This window comes from Microcoleus sp. AT3-D2 (assembly GCF_036705715.1).
Lineage (GTDB): Bacteria > Cyanobacteriota > Cyanobacteriia > Cyanobacteriales > Microcoleaceae > Microcoleus.
In genome coordinates this window covers 1-21,610 of sequence record NZ_JAUBVE010000059.1, presented here as the reverse complement: position 1 = coordinate 21,610, position 21,610 = coordinate 1, and the positions used below count along the sequence as shown (strand labels likewise).

The window sequence follows — 21,610 nt, the reverse complement described above, 5'->3', positions numbered from 1 at the left end:
ATCGCATCTCACATTATGAGATTAGGCGTCGATCGACACTTTGCCGATCGCCCGCGCGCTGCAAGTTAAAATGAACCCTGGTTCTAAATCTGCAGCCGCGTCGGGTTGGCTGTCGTAGACTGTTTGGCCTTCTAGGAGTTTTTGCTGGCAAGTGCCACAGCTTCCCGACCGGCAATTGCTGTCAAGTTCGACTCCGGCCCGTTCGGCAACATCGAGAATGAACTCATCTTCGCTGCAAGCAACTTCTTTGCCCGATCGAGCGAAAATGACAGTAGATGTCTGAGGTTTGGCTGCCGGGACTGCCGTTTCGCCCTCCTCAACCGTCAATTGCAGTTGCCGGTTGAGGGAAGCTACATTTTCTTGAGATTGATTGGGAAGGGCCCCGAAGTTATCGACTAAAAGTTGGCGCAGCACTGGTTTGAGGTCTTCGCAAGGGATGCCTTTTTGGACACAAGTACCCAAATGAGCGTCTTTGCCCACTGTGCCTCCCATGTAAATGTCTACACCTTCGAGGGTTTTGCCGTTCTTGCGAACTTTTGTTCCCATCAAACCGATGTCTGCTACTTGGGGTTGAGCGCAGGAATTGGGGCAACCCGTCCAGTGAATTCTGATCGGTTTGGGAACTGAGAGTTCGGCTTCGAGTTCCTCAATCATTGCCACGGCGCGGCTTTTGGTTTCGATGAGGGCGAAGTTGCAAAACTTCGAGCCGGTGCAGGAAACCAATGCTCGCATCAGGGGTGCGGGGTTGATGGAAAAACGCTGCAACAGCGGTTCTTTTACCAGCGATTCAATCCGCGAGTCGGGAACGTTGGGAATAATGACATTTTCTTCCACAGTGAGCCTGAGCTCGCCGCTGCCGTAAACCTCGGCGATTCTGGCCAAATCGAACAAATCCGATGCCTGCAGCCGTCCGACTGGAACGTGCAGCCCTACATAGTTGAGCCCTGATTGTTTTTGGGGGTAGATGCCGATGTGGTCGCGTTTGTCCGAGGTGATTTCATCTTTGGGCGCGGCGGCGGGCAAAGTGCGCCCTAATTCTTGTTCGACTGCGGCTCGGAATTGTTCGATTCCTAGTTCGTCAATCAGCCACATCAGCCGCGATTTTTGGCGGTTTGCTCTCGGGCCTTGATCGCGAAACACAGTTAAAATTGCTTTGCACAAATCTACAACGTCGCTGGGACTTGCCCATGCGTTGAGAGGAATTGCAGCTTCGCAGCGTTTGGCGGAGAAGAAACCGCCGACTAAAACGTTAAAGCCGATGTTGCCGTCTTTGTAAGCGGGTACGAAGGCGATGTCGTTGATTTCTGCGTGGACTGAGTTGTCGCGGCAGCCTGCGATCGCAATATTAAACTTTCTCGGCAAATTGGAAAACGCGGGGTTGCCTTCGCCGCTATTCGTAATCATGTCTTGGACTTCGTTCGCCAGTTCCCGCGTATCAATCAGTTCGTCGGCGTCCAGGCCAGCGACTGGGGAACCCGTGATGTTACGCACGTTGTCCATGCCAGACTGGATGCTGGTCATGCCCGCTTCTTTGAGGCGGCGGAAGATGTCGGGTACGTCTTCGATGCGAATTCCGCGCAATTGCAGGTTTTGTCTGGTGGTGATGTCGGCGCTGCCGTCGTCGCCGTAGCGCTGGACGATTTCTGCTAGCGTTCTGGTTTGATTGCTAGTAATGATGCCGTTGGGCAAGCGCAGCCGCATCATGAATTTGCCGGGGGTTACTGGCCGAAAGAAGATGCCGAGCCATTTGAGGCGGTGCTCGCGATCGATTTCGTCCATTGCTTCCCAGCCGATCTCGGCGAAGTGGTCGAGTTCGGCTGTTAATGCTAAGCCATCTTTTTCGGCTTTGAGTTTTTCAAACTTGTTCAGGCTCGCTTGGGCTTTGGGTTCTACTGTTTGGGTCATCGGTTTACCCTCGCTGCTGGCTTGTGTGGGGAGGTATTGACTTGGAGCATAAAGTGTGTGTTTCCTGCTAACCTTAGTGAGTGTATGGATTTAAAACTGTATATTTAGTTACTAGATCGAATTTCTTTTAAGCATGGTTGGTATTCTGTACATTTGAGCTTGACAGGGCGCTGGCTCGAACGTCGCCAAACTATTTATGGTTATAGTTGCTACCGATGATTCGGTCGATCGCTCTGTTTCGATGCACCTTTGTTATGAGCTAATGTAAAGCCCACGATTGTAAATATTCGTAGCTATTTTTACAAAATATTGAGTTTTATGAATATTTCGCATAGAGCTCATGCGTTTTATACATGGGTAATGGGTAAAGACACCCCCAAAACCGAAAAATCTCTCTAAATCTTTAGATTTAGGACGGAAGAGGGGGAAATTGGAATATCTAAGATTAATGTTGTGAGTGCGATCGCACACTTAAAACGAGATCGTCACAACATTAGAACGGTCGCTGTCACACAGTTTGCCTCAAAACATCACATTGTGTGATATGCCAGCGTCACTATTAATTTTCGGAGAACGAGAGATGATATTAAGTATCGAATTCAGGGAACGTCTCATGCTTTTAGTTCAACTTATCCCCGGCGCTATTTCCGAAATGCTTGCCTCTGTTACGGATACGGGTTGTTTGACTTTAGCCGATCGCTACGGCTTGATGGCCGCTGTTTTGGACGACTCTCTCGACGATGAATACAGACATTCGATCAACCGCCTGCTGCGTTCTGTGATCAAGGGAAGAGTCAAGATAGTCAACGAACTGTCGGCGATATATTAACAGCATTTAAAAATTTGATTGATTTATGCAGCGCATAAGAGTGCAGAAACCATCGGCCGAGTTAGAAGGGACCCACGATGCCTGCAGCGGATGTAGAACCGGAAGTTTCTTCGGTGTTCTAAAAACGTGCGATCGCTCTTGCCGTATGATTTTTTTTGATTCTCCAATTCTCGCTTTGGGCGGCACTTACAGAAAAAGTGGTGATTTACAGTTTTGAGGCCCAATTGAGAGCCTGTTGGGTTGAACGCTGATAGTAAAATTGTTGTGCGCGATCGGCATTTGAGGAGTTTGAGGAAGGAAGTCATCCCAACCAACGTAATTATAGTTATTGAACAGGGCTGGGGATGAAAGACAATTTATGAAAATTATTACTCAAATAATCAGAATATTAACAGAATCCGGCATCGGCATATACAACATCACGGCCCCTTTTTTCAAAATTAATTGGTAATTGATAAAAAATCAATTAAGTCGATCGGCCGGAAAATAATATCTTGTAAGGGCCCGTCAAGCCTGGACATTGGCTCGCAGACAGTTTATGGCTGGACTCAACCGCCTAAACCCGGTAGTCAGTTTATTTGCACCTATACAAGACGTATACAGCCATACTTTATACTGTGCCTGCATAAATCCTGTATTTAGTTACTGCGATTGGTTAGTTTTTTAACCAATATAGTTGATATAATGCGATCGCCCGACCAAATTTATAGCAATATTTTAATATTTTCAGCCGAAATATATGATTGACTGAAAATTAAAAACAGTCGAGCGAGCAGACTTGACAATTTAACAATGATTCCCAGGGAGCATTTTATGAAATCCATTGCTAAAAACAGCATCCACTGGACTTACTCAGTGGCTATTTTCTGTGTCCTTTTCACACTACAGCAACAAAAAGCTACAGCAGCAACGCTATCTAACGGCTGGAATTATGCGATCGATTCCTTCAACGACGGCGTGACAGGGCCCCAAATCGGCGGCGGGGAATTTGAATTTTACGGCATCGCCATCAAACAAACATCAGATACAGCTTTCCTCGCCATCAACTCCAATCTAAGTTTAGCAGGATATGCCGACCCACTAGCTGACAGAGGCAACATCAACTACGGCGATTTATTCTTCAATTTTTCCGGTCAAAATTTCAATACAGCTAACGCAAACGGCAGCTTGTTTGGTATCCGCTTTGCCACCGAAAATGACTCCGGCGTGGCGACAACAGGCGTTTACAGAAATGTTACAGCGAAAAACGTCACCCAAACTAACTCTGGCTTTAGCAATTTAAACCTATACAATACGGTAGTTGCATCTCAAGGCGGAACCCCATCAATGGGCGATTTAGCTGCCACAGACCCCTATTTTGAACTAACAGGAAACTCGCCTATTCTCAACTCAATAGCTACGGGTACAAAAGTAGGAGAAATTAATTTTTTAACGCCAGCAACTTTGAGCGCCCTCGGTCTTGATTTTGCTCAGTTTAATGCCGTAGGTTCTCAAACAATCGGATTCAGTTTCAATAAATCCTCAATGCCTTCGGGGAACTATATTGCTAACTTTTTTGCCGAGTGCGCTAACGATGCGATCGCCATTAAAGGCTCTTTTGAACAAGGCTCTGCTGAACCAGTACCAGAACCTGCTACTATCTTCGGTACTTTAGCCGGATTTGGGATTCTAGGTATTGGCGCAGCAAAACGCAAAATTCAGCGCAAGATTAGCTAAAATGGATTTTAGATCGATCCCCGTAGGGACACGGCATTGCCGTGTCCTCCACTTCATAAACTGCAATCTGCTGTATCTACTACTCCTCTAAGCTAGATTGAAATTGGCAGCATTAATCTGGCTGGCAGACACTCCATTCAGAGAAGCTAAAATCTGACCACTTGCTGACAAACGGATGAAAGTTGCACTGTTTTCTTGAGTAATTGACAGTTGGGAGAAAGTGAGATTGTTGGCGAGTATTAGCAAATCTTTGCCATCCTCAAAATCCAAGATAGTATCGATGCCAGAATTGGTGGAAAGCAAGAATCTATCGTTGCCAGCACCTCCTGACAAAACATCACTTCCCAAACCGCCAGTCAGCCAATCATCACCGTTACCACCCAGTAGAAGATCGGTGCCATCACCGCCATTCAAACTGTCATCACCGCGATCGGCAAACAAAACATCATCACCGCTACCTCCCAGCAATGTATCGTTACCATTGCCACCATAAAGAGTGTCATTCCCAAGGCATCCATCTAGCAGATCGTTATTTTGATTTCCGCTTAAGAAATCATTGCCATCACCTCCGCAGATACTATCATCTCCGAAGTTACCATAAAGACTATCCTCACCTTCATTGCCAAAGATAATATCATTTCCCTTACCCCCAAATCCGATATCATTTCCTTTATCGCCGTCGATAAAATCAGCACCGACATTGCCAAAAAGTAAGTCGTTGTCTTCCTGACCATTTATCGAATCGTTGCCGCGATCGCCGAAAATGATATCTTCACCTTCACCGCCCAAAAGGATATCATTGTGTTTGCCACCAAACAGGATATCATTTCCCCGATCGCCGCTAACAAAATCATTTTGTTTGTTGCCGTAAAAAGTATCGTTGTTTTCGCCCCCGTATAAGTTGTCATTGCCGAAACCCGCATCGAATATGTTCGGACTAGAACTGCCGTAAAAAGCGTCATTGTCCGGCGTACCAAACTGGATTTCACCGCTGCCATTGCTGGTGATAATATTTTCAGCTTGATTAGGTACATCCAAATTTGGATACTGAATAGTATTGCAAATGCAATCACTCTCAGTTGAAGTTGGTGTCGGCGTTTCCAGTGGCGTTGGCGTCGGAGTTGCCGATGGTGTGGGAGTTGGTGAAGTCGGAGTTGCCGATGGTGTGGGAGTTGGCGTCGGTGTCGGCGTCGGCGTCGGAGTTGCCGATGGTGTGGGAGTTGGCGTCGGTGTCGGCGTCGGCGTCGGAGTTTCCGATGGCGTCGGAGTTTCCGATGGCGTTGGCGCTGGCGTCGGTGTTGGCGTCGGCGGTGTGGGCGTTGGTGTTGGCGTCGGCGGTGTCGGTGTCGGTGGTTCTGGTGTGGGCGTTGGTGTTGGCGTCGGCGGTGTGGGCGTTGGCGGTGTGGGCGTCGGTGTGGGCGCTGGTGTCGGTGTCGGTGGTTCTGGTGTGGGCGTTGGTGTCGGTGTCGGCGGTGTGGGCGTTGGCGTTGGTGTCGGTGTCGGTGGTTCTGGTGTGGGCGTTGGTGTCGGCGTTGGTGGTTCTGGTGTCGGCGTTGGTGGTTCTGGTGTGGGCGTTGGTGTCGGTGTCGGTGGTTCTGGTGTCGGCGTTGGTGGTTCCGGTGTGGGCGTTGGTGTCGGTGTCGGTGGTTCTGGTGTCGGCGTTGGTGTCGGCGTCGGTGCAGTGTAGTTAATAATAGTTGTGGTAGCGGTATCAGCGGTAATTATCGGTGTTACCGCTGCGACGCCTGTGGGATCGGACAGGGTGACGGTAATAGTTTCATCGGGTTCAACCGTGGTGTCGCCTAACACATCCAGAGTGATGGTTTTTGATGTTTCACCCGTCACAAAATTAATCGTGCCAGTAGCAGTTGTTGCCCCAGAAGTGCCGCCGATATTGTTATAATCGCTGCCGTTGGTAGCTGTTCCTGCGATCGCATATTTGACGCTACTTGCCCCGTTAGTGACGTTGCTGCGAGTCACAGTGAAAGTTAGAGGTTTTTTGCCGCTATTACCTTCGTCAATGCTGGCAGTATCGGTGGCAATGGCATAAGCAACAGAAACCTGGTCTGAAATAGTTAGAGTTGTTGTTTTTGTGGAACCTGCAATCGCACCTGTAATTGTACCCAAGTTGAAAATTACAGTTTCGGGGTTTTCAGAGAGATTGTCAGGCTTGATAGTAACTGCAATATTCTTGGTGAGTTCGTCACCTGTTGCACCTGCGGGGAAGGTAATCGAAGTAGGGGAAAAGTTGTAGTCTGAATTTTCGGTGGCTGTGCTGCTGGGATCGAGGAGAATTGGCACAACTACATCGTTTAAGGGAGTGCCACCGGTGATGTTGACGGGAATATTAACTACTGTGTCTGTTGTTCCTTCCACACCGCTGTAACTGACCGCACCGAAATTAACTGTATTCGATGTATTCAGCAGAACCGAGACATTTTGACCGGAAGCCGTAGCTATATCCAACTTGCCGTCAGCATTAAAATCTCTCGCAACCGCAAAAGCAATATAACCATCAGTATTCGGGGCATACGGGAGCGTAAAGTTGCTGAGAGTACCAAATTTACCCGTACCATCTCCTGACAAGACTGAAAGTTCCCGAATGGTGTGGCTAGGCGTGGCTAAATCGACTTTGCCATCGCCACTAAAATCCCCTGCAACCACAGATTCGGGACCAAAAGCTAGAGAACGTCTGACACTAAAGTTGTTAGCAGTATCAAAATTACCCGTACCATCTCCCAAGAAGACTGAGACAGATTTAAAGCTGTCGTTATTGGCCGCGATATCGAGTTTGCCGTCGCCATTAAAGTCGCCTGTGACGACAGTGCGAAACTCAGTTCCGGGGGCAGTAAGGTTAACGGGGGAGTTAAAGTTGCCTTGACCATCTCCTAAGAAAACGGAGATGTTATCAGTCTCTGAACGGTTCGACGTGACTAAATCAAGTTTGCCGTCGCCGTTAAAGTCGGCTGTGTCAAGAGTAAACTTGCGTGTTTGTGTATTAATCTTAACGGCAGTGCCAAAGCTACCAGTACCGTCTCCCAAAAGTATTGAAATGAAGTTATCGAGGTCAGGAGTTGTGGCTAAATCTAACTTGCCATCTCCATTAAAGTCACCGGCTACGATCGACTTATGATCTATATTTTCACCAAAGTTGGTAGGATCGCCAAAAGTGCCAGTACCTGTCCCCAACCGGATGGAAACGAAATTGCCGTTACCTTGTGAATCCTGACGATTCGCTACAGCTAAATCGAGTTTGCCGTCTCCATTAAAGTCGCCCACTCCAACGCCAGTGGGATTCTCCTTACCTGCTGGCTTAAGTAAGCTGATAGGAGTACCAAAGCTGCCCGTAGTGCCCGTCCCCAACAATATGGAAATATCTCTTGGGAAGAAGCGATCCTGCTTACCTGTCACTACTAAGTCGAGGAAACCGTCACCGTTAAGGTCGCCCGTATCAATGTCTCCAGCATTTGGTACAGTATAGTTCCTGGCTTCACTGAAGGTTGCAAGGACGTGGCTGTATGCTGCTAGAATTTCGGGCCGAAATGCTAAAGAGGCTGCAATTTTCCCGGTTGTTACTTCTAGTTCCCAGTCGCCACCTTTTGCTGCACTGCCGGTGAGGTTTTTGGAGGCGGCAACGTTGGTATTTGTGAGTTGGGCGATGCGCTGGATGAAGGTGAAACCGTCTATTTTGTGTTTGCGATCGATCGCACATTCATTATCGATCGCATATTGATTATCGATCGCGCGTCGATCGTTTATCGCGTATTCTCGATCTATTATGGCGTTTTCACGATCAATCGCGTATTCATCATCGATCGCCCGTCGATCGTTTATCGCGTACTCATCGGTTCCGCCGGGTTGAAACCCCTGGCGGACTTTCGGACTAGCGTGAGAATCTGATGCGACATTGCAACCGTAAATCAGAATGTCCGCACCCAGAGTTAAGGCACTCCGCCATTGCTGCAATTTCTCGGAATAAGTTTCCAGATTTTCAGAACCCAATCTGGTTTTGCCCAGTTGCAAGCTGCCCGGAGCACCGTGAGAAATGATGTGAATGCTGTCTATATTGGTGCGAAGAGCTAAAATTTGAGTAATTTGGTCGATCGCATCCCTGTCCCCATCCAAAACCACTACTTCCGTACCCGGTGTTACTCCGGCAATCAAATTTTGATAATCTTCAACTTGAGAATCGATAAAGGCGATCGCACTTCCTGAAACTTGACAATTAAAGTTTGGCATCACACCACCTATTCCTGGTTTAAAAAAGAGTGAAAATTTGTTGTACAAACTATAAGGCTTGATTACATACAAATCTGTAAAGATTTGATAAAGATGTATTGATAAATAGTCCCTCGATCGACCTTGGGAGTGCCAAGAGTGCCTCCCCCCCGCCCACGAGGGCAACCGCAGGGGGATTGCCCCTACAAAGAATGGGGGGATATGCAAATCGGGTCGATCGCACTTTCTACCGTATTTTTATTAAATCAGGTGGCTATTTGAGAACTTGAGTGAGTTCTCATCGACTTCTCATCGACTTTTGATTAGACCTCTCCCATAATTAGGTTTTTGTGCAGATGGGACAAGGCGTAACGCAATGAAAATAGTTAAAATTATTAAGTAATCTTGCGGGCGATCGAGACTTCGGTCCAAACGATATATCTAGAGGGTTTCAGTCTTAAATTCACACAAATGCACTGCCAACCCTAGCCGGATCGACTGTCGCAATCTCGATCGCACCTAAAAAGCTTATGGATAGATAAAATGCGCCCAAACATTCCCATCTGGCCCAGCAACTTGATTGACGTAACTGTAGGGATACATCAACTTTCTCCCCTCAGTATCGCTGTAACCAGTGAGTGCATTTCCCCAAGGATCTTGCACTATATAACCTTGAGAATTGTAGCCAATTACAGTAAGAATGTGACCGGCCGCAGTAAAATCTCCTGCTAAAACTACTGGCCGCCGATTCAGCAATTCCGATCGCACCTGGGCCCACGTGCGAGTCGTACTAAAACTCGTCTTAAACCCGTAGGCCTGAATCAGTGCCGAAAGCACGCTGTGATCCGTTTGAGAACCCTGGCCGGCATAGTCGAAACACCACTGCAACAACTCATCCTCCAACTGTCCGCCCCACTCAGAACGAAGGCCGTAATAATAAAGCACCATTGCGATCGCAGTTACGTTGCAAGTAGACCAGTCAAAGCGCGGATTGTCCCGCTGCGAAAAATACGGCACGTTCAATTCCACATTGTTCGGAACCGGATCGAAAATTTTATCTCCGCGCTTGAACTGAACAAAACTAGGAAAAACATAACCTGTATTGCCAAAATTTGGCAGTTCTTCAGTCAGGGAAACTTTCAGGTGAGATCCTTCCGCACCGTAGCTGTTCACGCCGTAAACTCGACCTAAAGGCAACGTAGTTTTCTCGGTACTGCTCAGGCTAGCAGAATCTACCGGCCGTTTTTTAAACACAGTTGTTTGCAGGATTGTCATCGTCAAAGCATCGGGGTCAAAGGGAACTTCTTTGCCGTCTTTTTTAATTTTAACGTCCTGCCAATAAATAAATCCGATATTGCCGAAACCGGGAATAGATTCGGCGAGAGTTACTCGGAAATGCCCCAAAATGCAGGCATAACCAGTAATGGCATAGGTAGTGCCTAAAAGTAGATCAGCAATTTGATCGGCAGGCAGTTTCGATGAATCTTCGGGTTTAGCTTTAATCTGAGTTGTTTGAGTTACCAACAGTTGAGCGCTGACGTTGCTATTCGGTACGTCAGCCAGGTTAAATCTTAGGATTTGAGTACCTTTGGCCAACTGAACGTCGGGTTCATAAAAATAGCCAAAAGTGCCGATCGGCGAAATTGCTGAATCCACAACCACCTTGAGATGCCCGTCAATAAATCCGTATTTGCTAACCGTCAAAGTCTGGCCTGCTTTGACAAAAACTTTTTGCTGATTGTTGAGCCGGGAAGAATCAAGGGGAGCTACCTTAAACAAAGTGTCAGAAACTATCTTTAAGGTCAAACCTCGTCCGACAGTTAGCGGATCGGAAGTTACGGCAATGTAAATTATTTGGCTGCCAGTAACGTTGCCTTTGCTGTCAGTTGCCCGCAACCTGAGCCACCGAGCTCCCGCTACGCTAAATCCTTTAGACAAATTAACTTGCCAAGTGCTGGCCTCTTGGTTTAGCGTGACGCTTAGGGGAAATTTATCCTCAGCTATCACCTCAATTTTTGCTGTTTTTTCTCGGTCAAAAGTACCCCGAAGGACGATCGGCTGATTTACTAAAACTTCTGACGGCCCTTGATAACTTAAATTCACAGCGGGATTAAAAGATTTGCCACCGCGATTGAATTGCACAAAATCGGGATAAATGAAACCCGTATTGCCAAATTGCGGCAAATTCTCGGTCAGCGAGACTTTAATGTGGCTTTGTTCGATCGAGAATCCGGCAATTCCGTAAATCATTCCCGCCGGCAAGGTAATTTTTTCTTGGGGTGGCAGGCTAGCGGCATTTATCGGCCGCTTTTTAAACACAGTCGTTTTGATGATTGTCATCGTAACGGCATTTCTATCATACTCAATTCCCCTGCCGTCTCGCAAAATTTGGACGTGCTGCCAGTACAGAAATCCCGAAGTTCCTAAGTTAGGAACTGCCTGAGCAAAAGCGACTCGGAAATGGTTTTCCACGCAAGCGTAGCCGAGAATATTGAAAGTTTCTCCTGGGTTAAATTGTAATTTTTGAGTGGGTCCTAAAGTTCCAGAATCTGTGGGGGTGAACTTTAACCAGGTCTTTTTGATCACCCACAGTAACTGCATTCCAGGCGGCGGGGTCGGCAACTCGGCGCGATCGAATATGAGAATTTTTGCGCCTTTGGTTATAAGTACGTGTTTTTCGTAGAAAAAACCAGAGGTTCCCACCGGAGGAATTGGATTATTTAGTTGAACATTCAGGTGACCGTCTTCTAACTGGTAGTCTCTAATTTGATAAATTTTCCCTGCTGGTATGTCCGCTTTTTGCAGCTCGTTGAGATTGCTGGCGGGCAGTGTTCCGGCTTTGAATTTGGTATCTGTGAGAGTAATTAACGTGAATAATTGAGCGGGTGACCCAGAAGCAGGATTAACTTTGATATTAATTGTTTGTTGGCCGAGAACTTTGCCGGTCTTATCACTTGCCCTCACCTGCAGTGTGCGAGTTCCTGCGCTATCGAATCCTTTTTCTAAACTGATGTTCCAAAAGCCTCTAGAGAGATTGATCCCCACATTCAGCGCATTTGAGCCTTCTGCTGCTGAAATCGCTGCCACTAGATTTTTGTCAAAAGTGCCAACTAAGACAGTGGCTCTATTGACCTCAATTTCTCGCGGGCCTAAGTAACTTAAAATAATGTTGCTGTTTGTCATTATATATCCCTCTACCTACTTAGTTATTCAGCTAAAGCAAGGATAACTTCTGATTTTATCAAACACAATGACTCGAACCAGGACAAAATCGCCCCTAGATTCAGCCTACGGGCGGTTAATGCCTTTTCCAGTATAAGTTTTTAATTATTGGCGGGAGTTGCGCCACAAATCTAACTTTAGACGTACCATAAGCACCTTAACCGAATATATGCCTGGTTGAGGGGATTTGTGGTGGAAGTTTTAAAGGAAGAAATTTAATTCGAGTAGGTTGTTTCCCCCTGTACCCTTGACCCATCACGGGCTTAGTCAGGACTTAGGAAAAAAACCCGGTTCCTACGACAATATTGCCTATAGCAACGAGGCATCTAGGAAGAAACCGGGTTTTTAGCCGTTTGGTGCATCCAGGAAGGTTAGTGCGATCGGCTAAACTTCGACTAAACTATGGTGACGAGAATATCTTGAGCATGAGTGTCAACTTTCATGGTTTCCCCTTCATAAACCTGAATAATTTTGCCGGTGCCGTCAATGACGAAAGTAACGCGCTTGGCATAATCGCCTTTCTCGACATCGTAAGCTTTGGTAATCGTGCCATCGACATCTGCTAATAGCTGGAAAGGTAAACCGTATTTCTCTGTGAACTTTTGGTGCGATTCTTCGTTGTCGCGACTGACACCGAGAACTACTATATCTTTGCCAGTGTATTCCTCATGGGCTGCTTTGAAGCTTTGGGCTTGTCTTGTGCAGCCAGGGGTGTCATCTTTGGGGTAGAAATACAAGATTACGGTTTTACCGGCAAATTGGGACAGGGAGACTGTGTTGCCGTTGGTGTCTTTGGCGGTAAACTGAGGGGCGGCGCACCCAACTGGTAATGTCATAGTTTTGTTTTTCTTGGGATTTATAAATGTATTTTAATTGATTTTGGGCGGGCTAGAAGCCCAACCCTACTCCCCACAAGAAAATTTATTCTTTGTGGAACAGGCCGGAAAGCCTGTTCATGACATTTAATTAAACTTCAGTCGGTTGTTTTTAAGATTCTAGCCTATGGTCCCTTGTTGGCTATTTGAACATTTGGAGTAGTCGTCTTTGCCACTCAAAAAAGCGATCGCCTAAAATGGCTTTTACAGCCAAACTCCTCTAACCTGTCATAAAATAGAAGACACATCCTATATTAATTCCCTACCATGTCGATCGCCGTCATTAAAGAACATATCGAAATCACCCCAGGAATCTGTGGGGGAAAACCCCGTATCGCCGGACATCGCATCCGAGTTCAGGATATAGTTATTTGGCACGAACAAATGGGAATGTCACCCGACGAAATTCTGTATCACTATCCGAGTATTACTTTATCTGATATTTATGCAGCTTTAGCCTATTATCACGATCGTCGAGATGAAATTCGCTCTGCAATCGAAGCACATGCAGAATTTGCTCGCCAATTGAAAGTTCAAAACCCATCGCTATTGCAAGAAAAATTAAAAAATCGCCCGCATGGCTAAGATAAAATTTCATCTTGACGAAAATATAACTCTTGCCATAGGGAATGGATTGCGAAGACGTGGAATTGATGTCACCACAACTCCTGAACTGGGAAATGTCACCAGCTTATGTGTTGCGGATTTTTAGACAATTTGGGTTTACAGATCCAGAAATTGAGGGGATGATTAGTTAAGTCGGTCTTGATTATTCAGCGATTGAATTAGCAATTTTACTGTACAGCAATTGCCTAATCAATACCCCAATCTTTCAGTTGTCTTGTAACTGATTGGATAGGAAAAGCAAGAGCCGAGCCAGAACTAGAACCAGAACGCTCCAACTGTTGATTCTGTATTTGAATGGTAGAACTAGAACCCCACACAACGCCCACAACGCGATTTTGCTGGTCTAATACGGGACTCCCAGAATTGCCGGGAGCTGAAATTGCAGACATTCGTAACTCTTCGTCAGTCTGGTTGATAACTTCTCCTGTTGCAACTGTCGAATAATCGGTGGTGTAGGGATATCCAATAATGCGGATAGGTGCATTGAGGGCAACAGGCGTTGAGGATCTGGCTAAAGGCTGAATATCCTTTGGAATGTCGGTGACTTCCAGTAAAGCTAAATCCAGCTTGTCAGAGGCAGCAGTAATTTTAGCAATCTTAGCGGGTTTCCGCTTGCGGACTTCACCCGAATGCGGTTCACTGTAAAATTCAACTTCAATTTTTAGATCGCTCTGGGGGGTATTTTTTTCAGCGGTTGCTACATGGCGGTTGGTAACAACCCAAGCTTTGTTTCCCTGCCGTTTTACCACCCAGCCAGTACCAGAATATAACTGGCAAGACCGCTTAAGAAAAACTCGGACAACAGACCGCTTCAATAAAACTAAAGGTTCATTTTTTAAACTGGGCAATCGCTCTGGACTGGCCAACAATTGCGGATTTTTCTGCATGGTTAAAAGCCGTTCTGTCTCTTGGAGGAATAAATTAACGTTCCTATAGTTTTGGGGTAATGCACTTGCTTTTTTATAGACCTCAAGTGCCTCCTCAAACTTCCCTTGTTGCTGTAAAGTCCAAGCTAAATAGTTGTAAGCAACGGCATAATTTGGCTCTATTTGGATGGCTTGGCGGTACGCTGCGATCGCTTCCTTTGGTTTACTTTGGTTGAACAGCGCATTACCGAGATTGTTATAAGCTTCGGCATAATTGGGATATATCTGGATGGCTTGGTGGTAAGCTGCGATCGCCTCATCTAATCTCCCCTGTTGCTGTAAAGCCCAACCTAAACTGCTGTAAGCTTCGCCATAATTGGGATTTATTTGGATGGCTTGGCGGTAAGCTGCGATCGCCTCCTTTGGTTTGCCTTGGTAGGACAGCGTATTACCCAGATTGTTATAAGCTTCGCCATAATTGGGATTTATTTGGATGGCTTGGCGATAAACTGCGATCGCTTCATCGAATTTCCACTTATAATAGAGCCTATTGCCGAGTTCGTTGTAAGCCCAAGTCCACTGAGGGTTAACTTTGATTGCTTGGCGGTAAGTTGCGATCGCTTCATCTGGTTTCCCCTGCTTAATCAGCGCTTCACCTAAAAGTCGATAAACAAGGTCATATTCGGGGTAAAGTCGGATAGCTTGGCGGTAAGCTGCGATCGCCTCCTCAACTTTATCTTGACTACTCAACTGACTTCCGAGCATCGCGTAAAGAGTCGCATCCCAAGAATTATGTTGAATAGCTTGTCTGATACTCTGTGTGGCTTCATTTTCTGCCTTTTGGTCACTCTGCACAATCGCTTGAACAATATAAGCAAAGGAGGTGAGACGATTGGTAAACCACGGCAGTGTCGCCGCCACGTATAACAATAAGAAAACTGAGGTTAACTTGGGCAATAATTTTTTAGGCACTTTTGGTAAAGGCATAATCTTTCTTTATTTCTAAGTTCGATAAGCCTAGTCTACTTCCTCTGAACTTGGTATGCTTTTCACAACTCCAGTTTGACTATAAATCTGTAACAATTAAAAATATAGTACCTGTTCAAAAGTTCTCTCAATGACTTTTATCCCATCCGAAGCGTTTAAATCTATTAGTTATCCCAGCCGCACCGTCAAAAGAGCCGATCGCGCGATCCGGTGCAGCCCATTTCAATTACACTTCTTCAAGACCATCCGCGATAACAGTGTTTTCCTAAGTGCGATCGCCTCAAATTCCGGTGTTGAAAGTGGCTACACCCGATCGCCCGTATCCGAACTCGTAGCCGAAAACTCCCTACTCTGGCTGATTCAAGTCGGCGTGTTGCGACGGGAAGTAGACGGACAAGGGATTACCGACAGTTTTCGCCTCACGCCCCTGGGTCGCCAACTCGTGGAAAAATGGGAACAGGAAGGACAGGGAGTGCCGGCCGCGTCATTGTGCGATCGCATGGGAAATGCCGTTAGTCGCGGGTTGGGAGTATTTCTATAACCGGAATGGCGGCTAATAAGTGGTTGAACCTTAAAATTTAAGCTTTTGGGCGGGCAAGATGCCCACCCCACAAGAGTTTGAAGAAATCCACCCCACAAGCAAATTTACTCTTTGTGGAACAGGCATCTTGCCTGTTCTTGAGAGATGTGAGTATAAATTAAATGCCCGATCGCTTAACTAATACAAATTAAACTTAAATCAAATAACAATAATGGTTCAAACCGCTTCTAAACCTTTGAGTCTCGATGAATTTCTCCAACTGTCGGAAACCAAACCCGCCAGCGAATTCATCGATGGTCAAATTATCCAGAAACCTATGCCCCAAGGAAAACACAGCACAATTCAAAGCGATTTGGGTGCTGACATCAACCGGGTACTCAAACCCCAACGCATCGCCCGCGCCTATCCAGAATTGCGCTGTACCTTTGGCGGTCGATCGACTGTACCCGATCTTGCAGTCTTTACCTGGGAACGCATTCCCCGCGACGAAAACGGCGAAGTAGCCAACACTTTCGCCATCGCCCCCGACTGGACAATCGAAATTCTTTCCCCAGACCAAAGTCAAACTAAAGTCGTCCGCAACATTCTCCACAGTCTCGGCCACGGAACCCAGATGGGCTGGTTGATTGACCCGGAAGAAGAACTGGTATTTGTCTATTTCGCCGATCGCACCATAGCAGTTTTTGAACAACCGGGCGATCGCATCCCCGTTCCACCCTTTGCCGAATCCTTCAATCTCACCGTCGGTGAAATGTTCAGTTGGCTAACCGAATAGCCCAAGGTCGATTTGTGATATCGTTTATGGTTCGACCGGAATGATTTAACCGCAGAGGCCGCAGAGTCCGCAGAGGAAGAGAAGAGAGAGTTCTCTACGGATTTGGTTCGATCGAATGTGCGGTCGATCGCTTATACTGGAATATCTGGTTGTCAGCTCTTCAAGGACGAGAGAGGACTAAAGTCCTCATTACAAAGTAATTATGATTATTTAACTCGACTAGATATCATCTCTCAACAAACCGCTAACTACTAACAACTAACTACAGAAAACGTTTCTCAAAAATGGAAGCTAAATCTTACAAAGACACGGTAAACCTGCCCAAAACCAAGTTTGATATGCGCGCCAACGCCGTCAAACGGGAACCTGAATTGCAACAATTTTGGGCAGATCAAGAAATCTACGATCGCCTCTCCCACAATAACCCGGGCGATTTGTTCATCCTGCACGACGGGCCCCCCTACGCCAACGGCCAACTCCACATCGGCCACGCCCTCAACAAAATCCTTAAAGACTTTATCAACCGCTACCAAATGCTGCGCGGCAAAAAAGTCCGCTACGTGCCCGGTTGGGATTGTCATGGATTGCCGATCGAACTTGAAGTCTTGAAGAACATGAAATCGGACGATCGGCTCAATCTTACCCCGATCGAACTCCGCCGCAAAGCCGCCGCCTTCGCCAAGCAAACAATGGAACAGCAGCGCGAATCCTTCCAGCGCTACGGCGTTTGGGGCGACTGGGAACACCCGTATTTAACCATGAAACCCGAATACGAAGCCGCTCAAATCGGCGTTTTCGGTCAAATGGTTCTCAAAGGCTACATCTTCCGCGGCTTCAAACCGGTTCACTGGAGTCCGAGCTCGAAAACCGCCCTCGCTGAAGCGGAATTGGAATATCCCGAAGGCCACACGTCGCGCAGCATCTACGTCGGCTTCCACGTCAGAAAATTGTCAAAATCCCTGCAAACGAAGCTCAAGCGCTATATGCCGAGCCTCTGGGCGGCGATTTGGACGACTACTCCCTGGACAATTCCGGCCAACTTGGCGATCGCAGTCAATCCCGAACTTACTTACGCGGTGGTGGAACCGCCGACAAATTCCCACATCGCCCAACAATTCATGTTAGTAGCTGTCGATGCGGTCGATCGACTGTCGGCAACTTTTAACACTGAATTAAAAATACTTGCCACCTTCCCAGGTAAAGAATTAGAAGGCAGCAGCTACAAACACCCGCTGTTCGATCGCGAAAGTCCGATCGTTGCCGGCGGTGACTACATTACCGCCGATTCAGGAACCGGATTGGTGCACACCGCACCAGGCCACGGACAAGAAGACTTTATCGTCGGAAAACGCTGCGGTTTGCCAGTTTTAACGCCCGTAGACGAAAACGGAAATTTCACCGCAGAAGCCGGACAGTTTGTAGGTTTAAATGTCCTCGGAAATGGCAATGCCGCAGTGATTGATGCCCTTGCCGAAGCAAATTGTTTGATTAAAGAGGAAAGTTACGCTCACTCTTATCCTTACGATTGGCGCACCGGAAAGCCGACCATTTTTCGGGCGACGGAACAGTGGTTTGCCTCCGTTGAAGGGTTCCGAGATGAAGCCCTAAAAGCGATCGCCGATGTGAATTGGATTCCCGCCCAAGGGGAAAATAGAATCACGGCAATGGTTAGCGATCGATCGGATTGGTGTATTTCTCGCCAGCGGACTTGGGGCGTTCCCATTCCCGTATTCTACGACGAAGAAACTAACGAACCGCTGCTGAATGAAGAAAGCATCGCGCACGTACAAGCAATTATTGCCGACAAAGGTTCCGATGCTTGGTGGGAATTGTCGATCAAAGAATTACTGCCAGAATCTTACCGCAACAACGGCCGCACTTACCGCAAGGGTACAGACACGATGGATGTATGGTTTGACTCGGGTTCTTCCTGGGCCGCAGTTGCACAAGGTCGATCGGAATTAAACTATCCTGCTGATATCTATTTGGAAGGTTCAGACCAACATCGCGGTTGGTTTCAATCCAGCTTGCTCACCAGCGTAGCAACTAACGGCGTCGCTCCTTACAAAACAGTTTTGACTCACGGTTTTGTGCTGGATGAAAAAGGCTACAAAATGAGCAAATCTAAAAAAAATGTCGTCGATCCGGCAGTCGTAATTAATGAATATGGAGCCGATGTTTTGCGGTTGTGGGTGTCTTCGGTAGACTACTCGGCAGACGTACCTTTGGGCAAAAACATTCTCAAACAGCAATCGGATGTTTACCGCAAAATTCGCAATACAGCTAAGTTTTTGCTGGGTAATTTGCACGACTTCGATCCGGCAAAAGATGCCGTTGCTTACGAGGAATTGCCGGAACTCGACCGCTATATGCTGCACAGAATGGGCGAAGTATTTGCGGAAGTCCAAGATGCTTTTGAAAGCTTCCAATTTTCCCGATTTTTCCAAACTGTGCAGAATTTCTGCACGGTGGATTTGTCGAATTTTTACTTGGATATTGCCAAAGACCGACTTTACATCAGCGCGACAGATACCCGTCGCCGCCGCAGTTGTCAGACGGTGATTGCCATTGCTGTGGAGAATTTAGCAAGGGCGATCGCACCTGTGTTGTGTCACATGGCGGAGGATATTTGGCAGTACCTTCCCTATCCGACTCCGTACAAGTCAGTATTTGAAGCCGGCTGGGCGCAAATTGATGCTTCATGGCACAATCCAGAATTGGCTACTCGCTGGCAGTATTTGCGGCAAGTGCGCGGCGAAGTTAACAAGGTTTTGGAACAAGCGAGGATTGAAAAGGCGATCGGTTCTTCTTTGGAAGCTAAGGTTTTATTGTACGTTCCCGATGTTGAGAAAAGAGAGCAATTGCAAGCTTTGAATCCCAGCAGTGAAGAATTGGTGGATTATGTGCGATCGCAAAATGCAGTAATAGAGTTAGCCACAGAGGAGAAAGCAAAAGCAGCACAAGATCGACAGGAAGAACAAGCGGCAAAAGTTGCCAAAGTGTTGACAGAAAAGACAATTTATGTTGAGGCGGAAACGATCGCAGAAAAGGGCGATCGAGCTTCTGAGATCATACAGTATTCCGCCCCTGAACCGTCGGCTTCAGATTGGCAGCAAATGTTAGATCGAAGCGCCCAGTTTGTGGCTAATTTGCCTGAATACGCGGGCAACTTTTTCACAGAATACCAAAAAGTTTTGGTAACACTTGGGCTGTTAGCCTCTGTGTTAGTAACGGGTAGAGTAACGCTGGCGATTTTGGATACGATGAATCAGATTCCGGTGTTGGGAGGCCTCTTTGAAGTCATCGGCATCTTATTTACAATCTGGTTTGCTTTCCGTCACTTGTTGTTTGCCGCCAACCGTCAAAAAATTGCAGAACAAATTGATTTCCTGACAGCAGATGTGGTGGGCCGGAGTACAGCGCTTGTACTTGCAGAAACAAAGGCGATCGTCCTCGCACCGGCATTAGATGCAGCGCTTGTGCTTGTAGAAACACAGGCGATCGCACAAACAGCCCCAGCCGAAAAAGTGTTTGTAGAAACACCCCAAATCCCGGAAGCAGAATTAGTTTCGATCGAACCCAAACCTGAAATTCCTGCTTCCATAGCTGCAGGGCACGATTCTACAATGACCGGCAACGGTGTAGACGAACTGCGGTATTTGTTCATTACTTCGGAAGTGGAACTGGTAGAATCGAATGCAGCGATTCAGGAATTGCCGTACAGTTATCAGTCTCCAGAGTTGGCGATTGGTGTAGTCAAAGCAGACGGGGAAAAGTGCGATCGTTGCTGGAACTACTCTACTCACGTCGGAGAGTCGATCAAACATCCGCTAATTTGCGAACGCTGCGTGTCAGCAGTAGACGGCAAATTCTAACGTAGGCTGCGCTTCGGGAAAAAATCTTGAGTTTGTGGTAGCCACATTCAGCCCGAAGCGCACCCTACAATAACTTCATTTACTTATTTCTGATTAAAAAAACGGCAGACGATTTCACCAGGGTTGTTTTGTCCAAACGCCAAAACAGTTCCATCTTTCTTAACTGTAGTGCGATCGCGGCAATTGTATACTTCTAGAGGCTGTTTAACTCCATCAACACTAAGAATTACCCTGTATTCCCAATAATTTTTTGCACTGCGTTTGATATCGACAATGCAAATCTCGCTTCCTTGATAATTGCGGCATACAGAGGCGTCAGCAGGAAGCGCGACGCCGAAAAAAGATATTAATAACAAAAAGCAGCAAACACATTTCATCATCAGCTCAATTACTAAGTTTTATCTTACGTTTTTTGATAATCAACTGGCAGTATTTTGCAAGCGACTTAGCAATTGGGCGCGCCCTCAAGTCGCGACATCATAAGATAGCTGAACCATACCAGAACTGTATGTCTGACATCCAGTTAACTGCAAAGCTGTAGTATTTCTGGGATTAACAAATAAAGGGATTCCCTCGCCCAAAATAATCGGGTGCACTGAGAGAATGACCTCGTTGACAAAATTTTGATTCAGGAAATCGCGAATCAGCAGAGAACCTCCCACCAACCAAATATTCTTGCCCTCAAGCAAGCGCAAATCCTTGACAAAACTCTCTAAGTCTGTTACTACTTCCACATCCGAAGTGGCTTGAAAATCTAGATTTTTCGTAAAAACATAACTCTTTTTTTCCTGGTACGGATACTCGCCAAAAGTTAGAACTTGTTCGTAAGTTTTCCGACCCATGAGAACCGTATCGATGCTATCTAAGAATTTAGTATAACCGTAATTTTGGTCTGTAAACAGCCAGTCAATATCGCCATTCGTTCGGGCGATATAACCGTCCAGACTAGATGCAATGAATAGTACAATTTTACGCATGGCAACACCTAGATAAATGCTCTACAGAGACTTTATAAAAGTATATGGGCTTTCAGGGGTCGAGAGGTACATTTTGATAATTTGTAATTTATCTTTGTAATTGATCGGCTGTATCCCACCCAGGGTAAGAGCATCTCAATCATGCTTGACAAAAGCACTTGAGAATTTGCATCATATAGTCATTGTTCATCGCGGCC

General features: G+C 46.6%; 13 protein-coding genes. 6 read left to right on the top strand and 7 right to left on the bottom strand.

The genetic code is table 11. The annotated features are described in order from the left end of the window. Positions 1–21: 21 nt before the first annotated feature. Positions 22–1,905, bottom strand: a complete 1,884-nt coding sequence (locus QUB44_RS21650; RefSeq protein WP_445299917.1) for a ferredoxin--nitrite reductase — start codon at positions 1,903–1,905, stop codon at positions 22–24. Positions 1,906–2,518: 613 nt separating this feature from the next. Between QUB44_RS21650 and QUB44_RS21645 the strand changes: the two genes are divergently transcribed. Together QUB44_RS21645 and QUB44_RS21640 are read left to right on the top strand one after the other, a co-directional pair. After that, the gene (locus QUB44_RS21645; RefSeq protein ID WP_333159210.1) at positions 2,519–2,734 is read left to right on the top strand and encodes a hypothetical protein; all 216 of its coding nucleotides are present in this window, start codon (positions 2,519–2,521) and stop codon (positions 2,732–2,734) included. An 813-nt stretch (positions 2,735–3,547) separates the two neighbouring features. Beyond that, a complete protein-coding gene (locus tag QUB44_RS21640) occupies positions 3,548–4,450 on the top strand; it encodes a PEP-CTERM sorting domain-containing protein (protein ID WP_333370659.1) in 903 nt (300 codons plus the stop codon). A gap of 87 nt (positions 4,451–4,537) precedes the next feature. On the opposite strand, the gene QUB44_RS21635 is transcribed toward QUB44_RS21640, so the two are convergent. The 3 genes from QUB44_RS21635 to QUB44_RS21625 form a co-directional block, all read right to left on the bottom strand. Next, positions 4,538–8,689: a DUF4347 domain-containing protein gene (locus tag QUB44_RS21635; protein WP_333370694.1), complete on the bottom strand. Its 4,152-nt coding sequence runs from the start codon at positions 8,687–8,689 to the stop codon at positions 4,538–4,540. 507 nt (positions 8,690–9,196) lie between these two features. Further along, positions 9,197–11,851, bottom strand: a complete 2,655-nt coding sequence (locus QUB44_RS21630; protein ID WP_333370657.1) for a C39 family peptidase — start codon at positions 11,849–11,851, stop codon at positions 9,197–9,199. Positions 11,852–12,285: 434 nt separating this feature from the next. Beyond that, positions 12,286–12,726, bottom strand: coding sequence for a peroxiredoxin (locus tag QUB44_RS21625; RefSeq protein WP_333370655.1), 441 nt, complete (start codon positions 12,724–12,726; stop codon positions 12,286–12,288). Between the two features lie 306 nt (positions 12,727–13,032). Here QUB44_RS21625 and QUB44_RS21620 point away from each other — a divergent pair, with 306 nt between their 5' ends. Next, complete coding sequence (locus QUB44_RS21620) at positions 13,033–13,350, top strand: DUF433 domain-containing protein (protein WP_333370653.1); 318 nt, start codon at positions 13,033–13,035, stop codon at positions 13,348–13,350. 227 nt (positions 13,351–13,577) lie between these two features. Here the strand turns inward: QUB44_RS21620 and QUB44_RS21615 are convergent, their stop codons facing one another. Next, the gene (locus QUB44_RS21615; protein ID WP_333370651.1) at positions 13,578–15,245 is read right to left on the bottom strand and encodes a tetratricopeptide repeat protein; all 1,668 of its coding nucleotides are present in this window, start codon (positions 15,243–15,245) and stop codon (positions 13,578–13,580) included. A gap of 130 nt (positions 15,246–15,375) precedes the next feature. On the opposite strand from QUB44_RS21615, the gene QUB44_RS21610 reads away from it, so the two are divergent. The 3 genes from QUB44_RS21610 (at position 15,376) to ileS (ending at position 20,436) form a co-directional block, all read left to right on the top strand. Next, a complete protein-coding gene (locus tag QUB44_RS21610) occupies positions 15,376–15,786 on the top strand; it encodes an Npun_F0494 family protein (protein WP_333370649.1) in 411 nt (136 codons plus the stop codon). A gap of 211 nt (positions 15,787–15,997) precedes the next feature. Beyond that, positions 15,998–16,561, top strand: coding sequence for a Uma2 family endonuclease (locus QUB44_RS21605; RefSeq protein ID WP_333370647.1), 564 nt, complete (start codon positions 15,998–16,000; stop codon positions 16,559–16,561). A 284-nt stretch (positions 16,562–16,845) separates the two neighbouring features. After that, positions 16,846–20,436, top strand: a complete 3,591-nt coding sequence (gene ileS / locus QUB44_RS21600) for an isoleucine--tRNA ligase (protein WP_333370644.1) — start codon at positions 16,846–16,848, stop codon at positions 20,434–20,436. An 83-nt stretch (positions 20,437–20,519) separates the two neighbouring features. Here ileS and QUB44_RS21595 read toward each other — a convergent pair whose 3' ends face one another. Together QUB44_RS21595 and QUB44_RS21590 are read right to left on the bottom strand one after the other, a co-directional pair. Beyond that, a complete protein-coding gene (locus QUB44_RS21595; protein WP_333370642.1) occupies positions 20,520–20,792 on the bottom strand; it encodes a hypothetical protein in 273 nt (90 codons plus the stop codon). Between the two features lie 108 nt (positions 20,793–20,900). Next, positions 20,901–21,413: a dihydrofolate reductase family protein gene (locus QUB44_RS21590; RefSeq protein WP_333370640.1), complete on the bottom strand. Its 513-nt coding sequence runs from the start codon at positions 21,411–21,413 to the stop codon at positions 20,901–20,903. Positions 21,414–21,610: the final 197 nt, after the last annotated feature.

What these genes read in the sequence shown, in the direction of transcription:
- QUB44_RS21625 (WP_333370655.1), bottom strand. Translation starts at nt 12,726, where the DNA reads ATGACATTACCAGTTGGGTGCGCCGCCCCTCAGTTTACCGCCAAAGAC.
- QUB44_RS21630 (WP_333370657.1), bottom strand. Translation starts at nt 11,851, where the DNA reads ATGACAAACAGCAACATTATTTTAAGTTACTTAGGCCCGCGAGAAATT.
- QUB44_RS21645 (WP_333159210.1), top strand. Translation starts at nt 2,519, where the DNA reads ATGCTTTTAGTTCAACTTATCCCCGGCGCTATTTCCGAAATGCTTGCC.
- QUB44_RS21640 (WP_333370659.1), top strand. Translation starts at nt 3,548, where the DNA reads ATGAAATCCATTGCTAAAAACAGCATCCACTGGACTTACTCAGTGGCT.
- QUB44_RS21605 (WP_333370647.1), top strand. Translation starts at nt 15,998, where the DNA reads ATGGTTCAAACCGCTTCTAAACCTTTGAGTCTCGATGAATTTCTCCAA.
- ileS (WP_333370644.1), top strand. Translation starts at nt 16,846, where the DNA reads ATGGAAGCTAAATCTTACAAAGACACGGTAAACCTGCCCAAAACCAAG.
- QUB44_RS21620 (WP_333370653.1), top strand. Translation starts at nt 13,033, where the DNA reads ATGTCGATCGCCGTCATTAAAGAACATATCGAAATCACCCCAGGAATC.
- QUB44_RS21650 (WP_445299917.1), bottom strand. Translation starts at nt 1,905, where the DNA reads ATGACCCAAACAGTAGAACCCAAAGCCCAAGCGAGCCTGAACAAGTTT.
- QUB44_RS21610 (WP_333370649.1), top strand. Translation starts at nt 15,376, where the DNA reads ATGACTTTTATCCCATCCGAAGCGTTTAAATCTATTAGTTATCCCAGC.
- QUB44_RS21590 (WP_333370640.1), bottom strand. Translation starts at nt 21,413, where the DNA reads ATGCGTAAAATTGTACTATTCATTGCATCTAGTCTGGACGGTTATATC.
- QUB44_RS21635 (WP_333370694.1), bottom strand. Translation starts at nt 8,689, where the DNA reads ATGCCAAACTTTAATTGTCAAGTTTCAGGAAGTGCGATCGCCTTTATC.
- QUB44_RS21615 (WP_333370651.1), bottom strand. Translation starts at nt 15,245, where the DNA reads ATGCCTTTACCAAAAGTGCCTAAAAAATTATTGCCCAAGTTAACCTCA.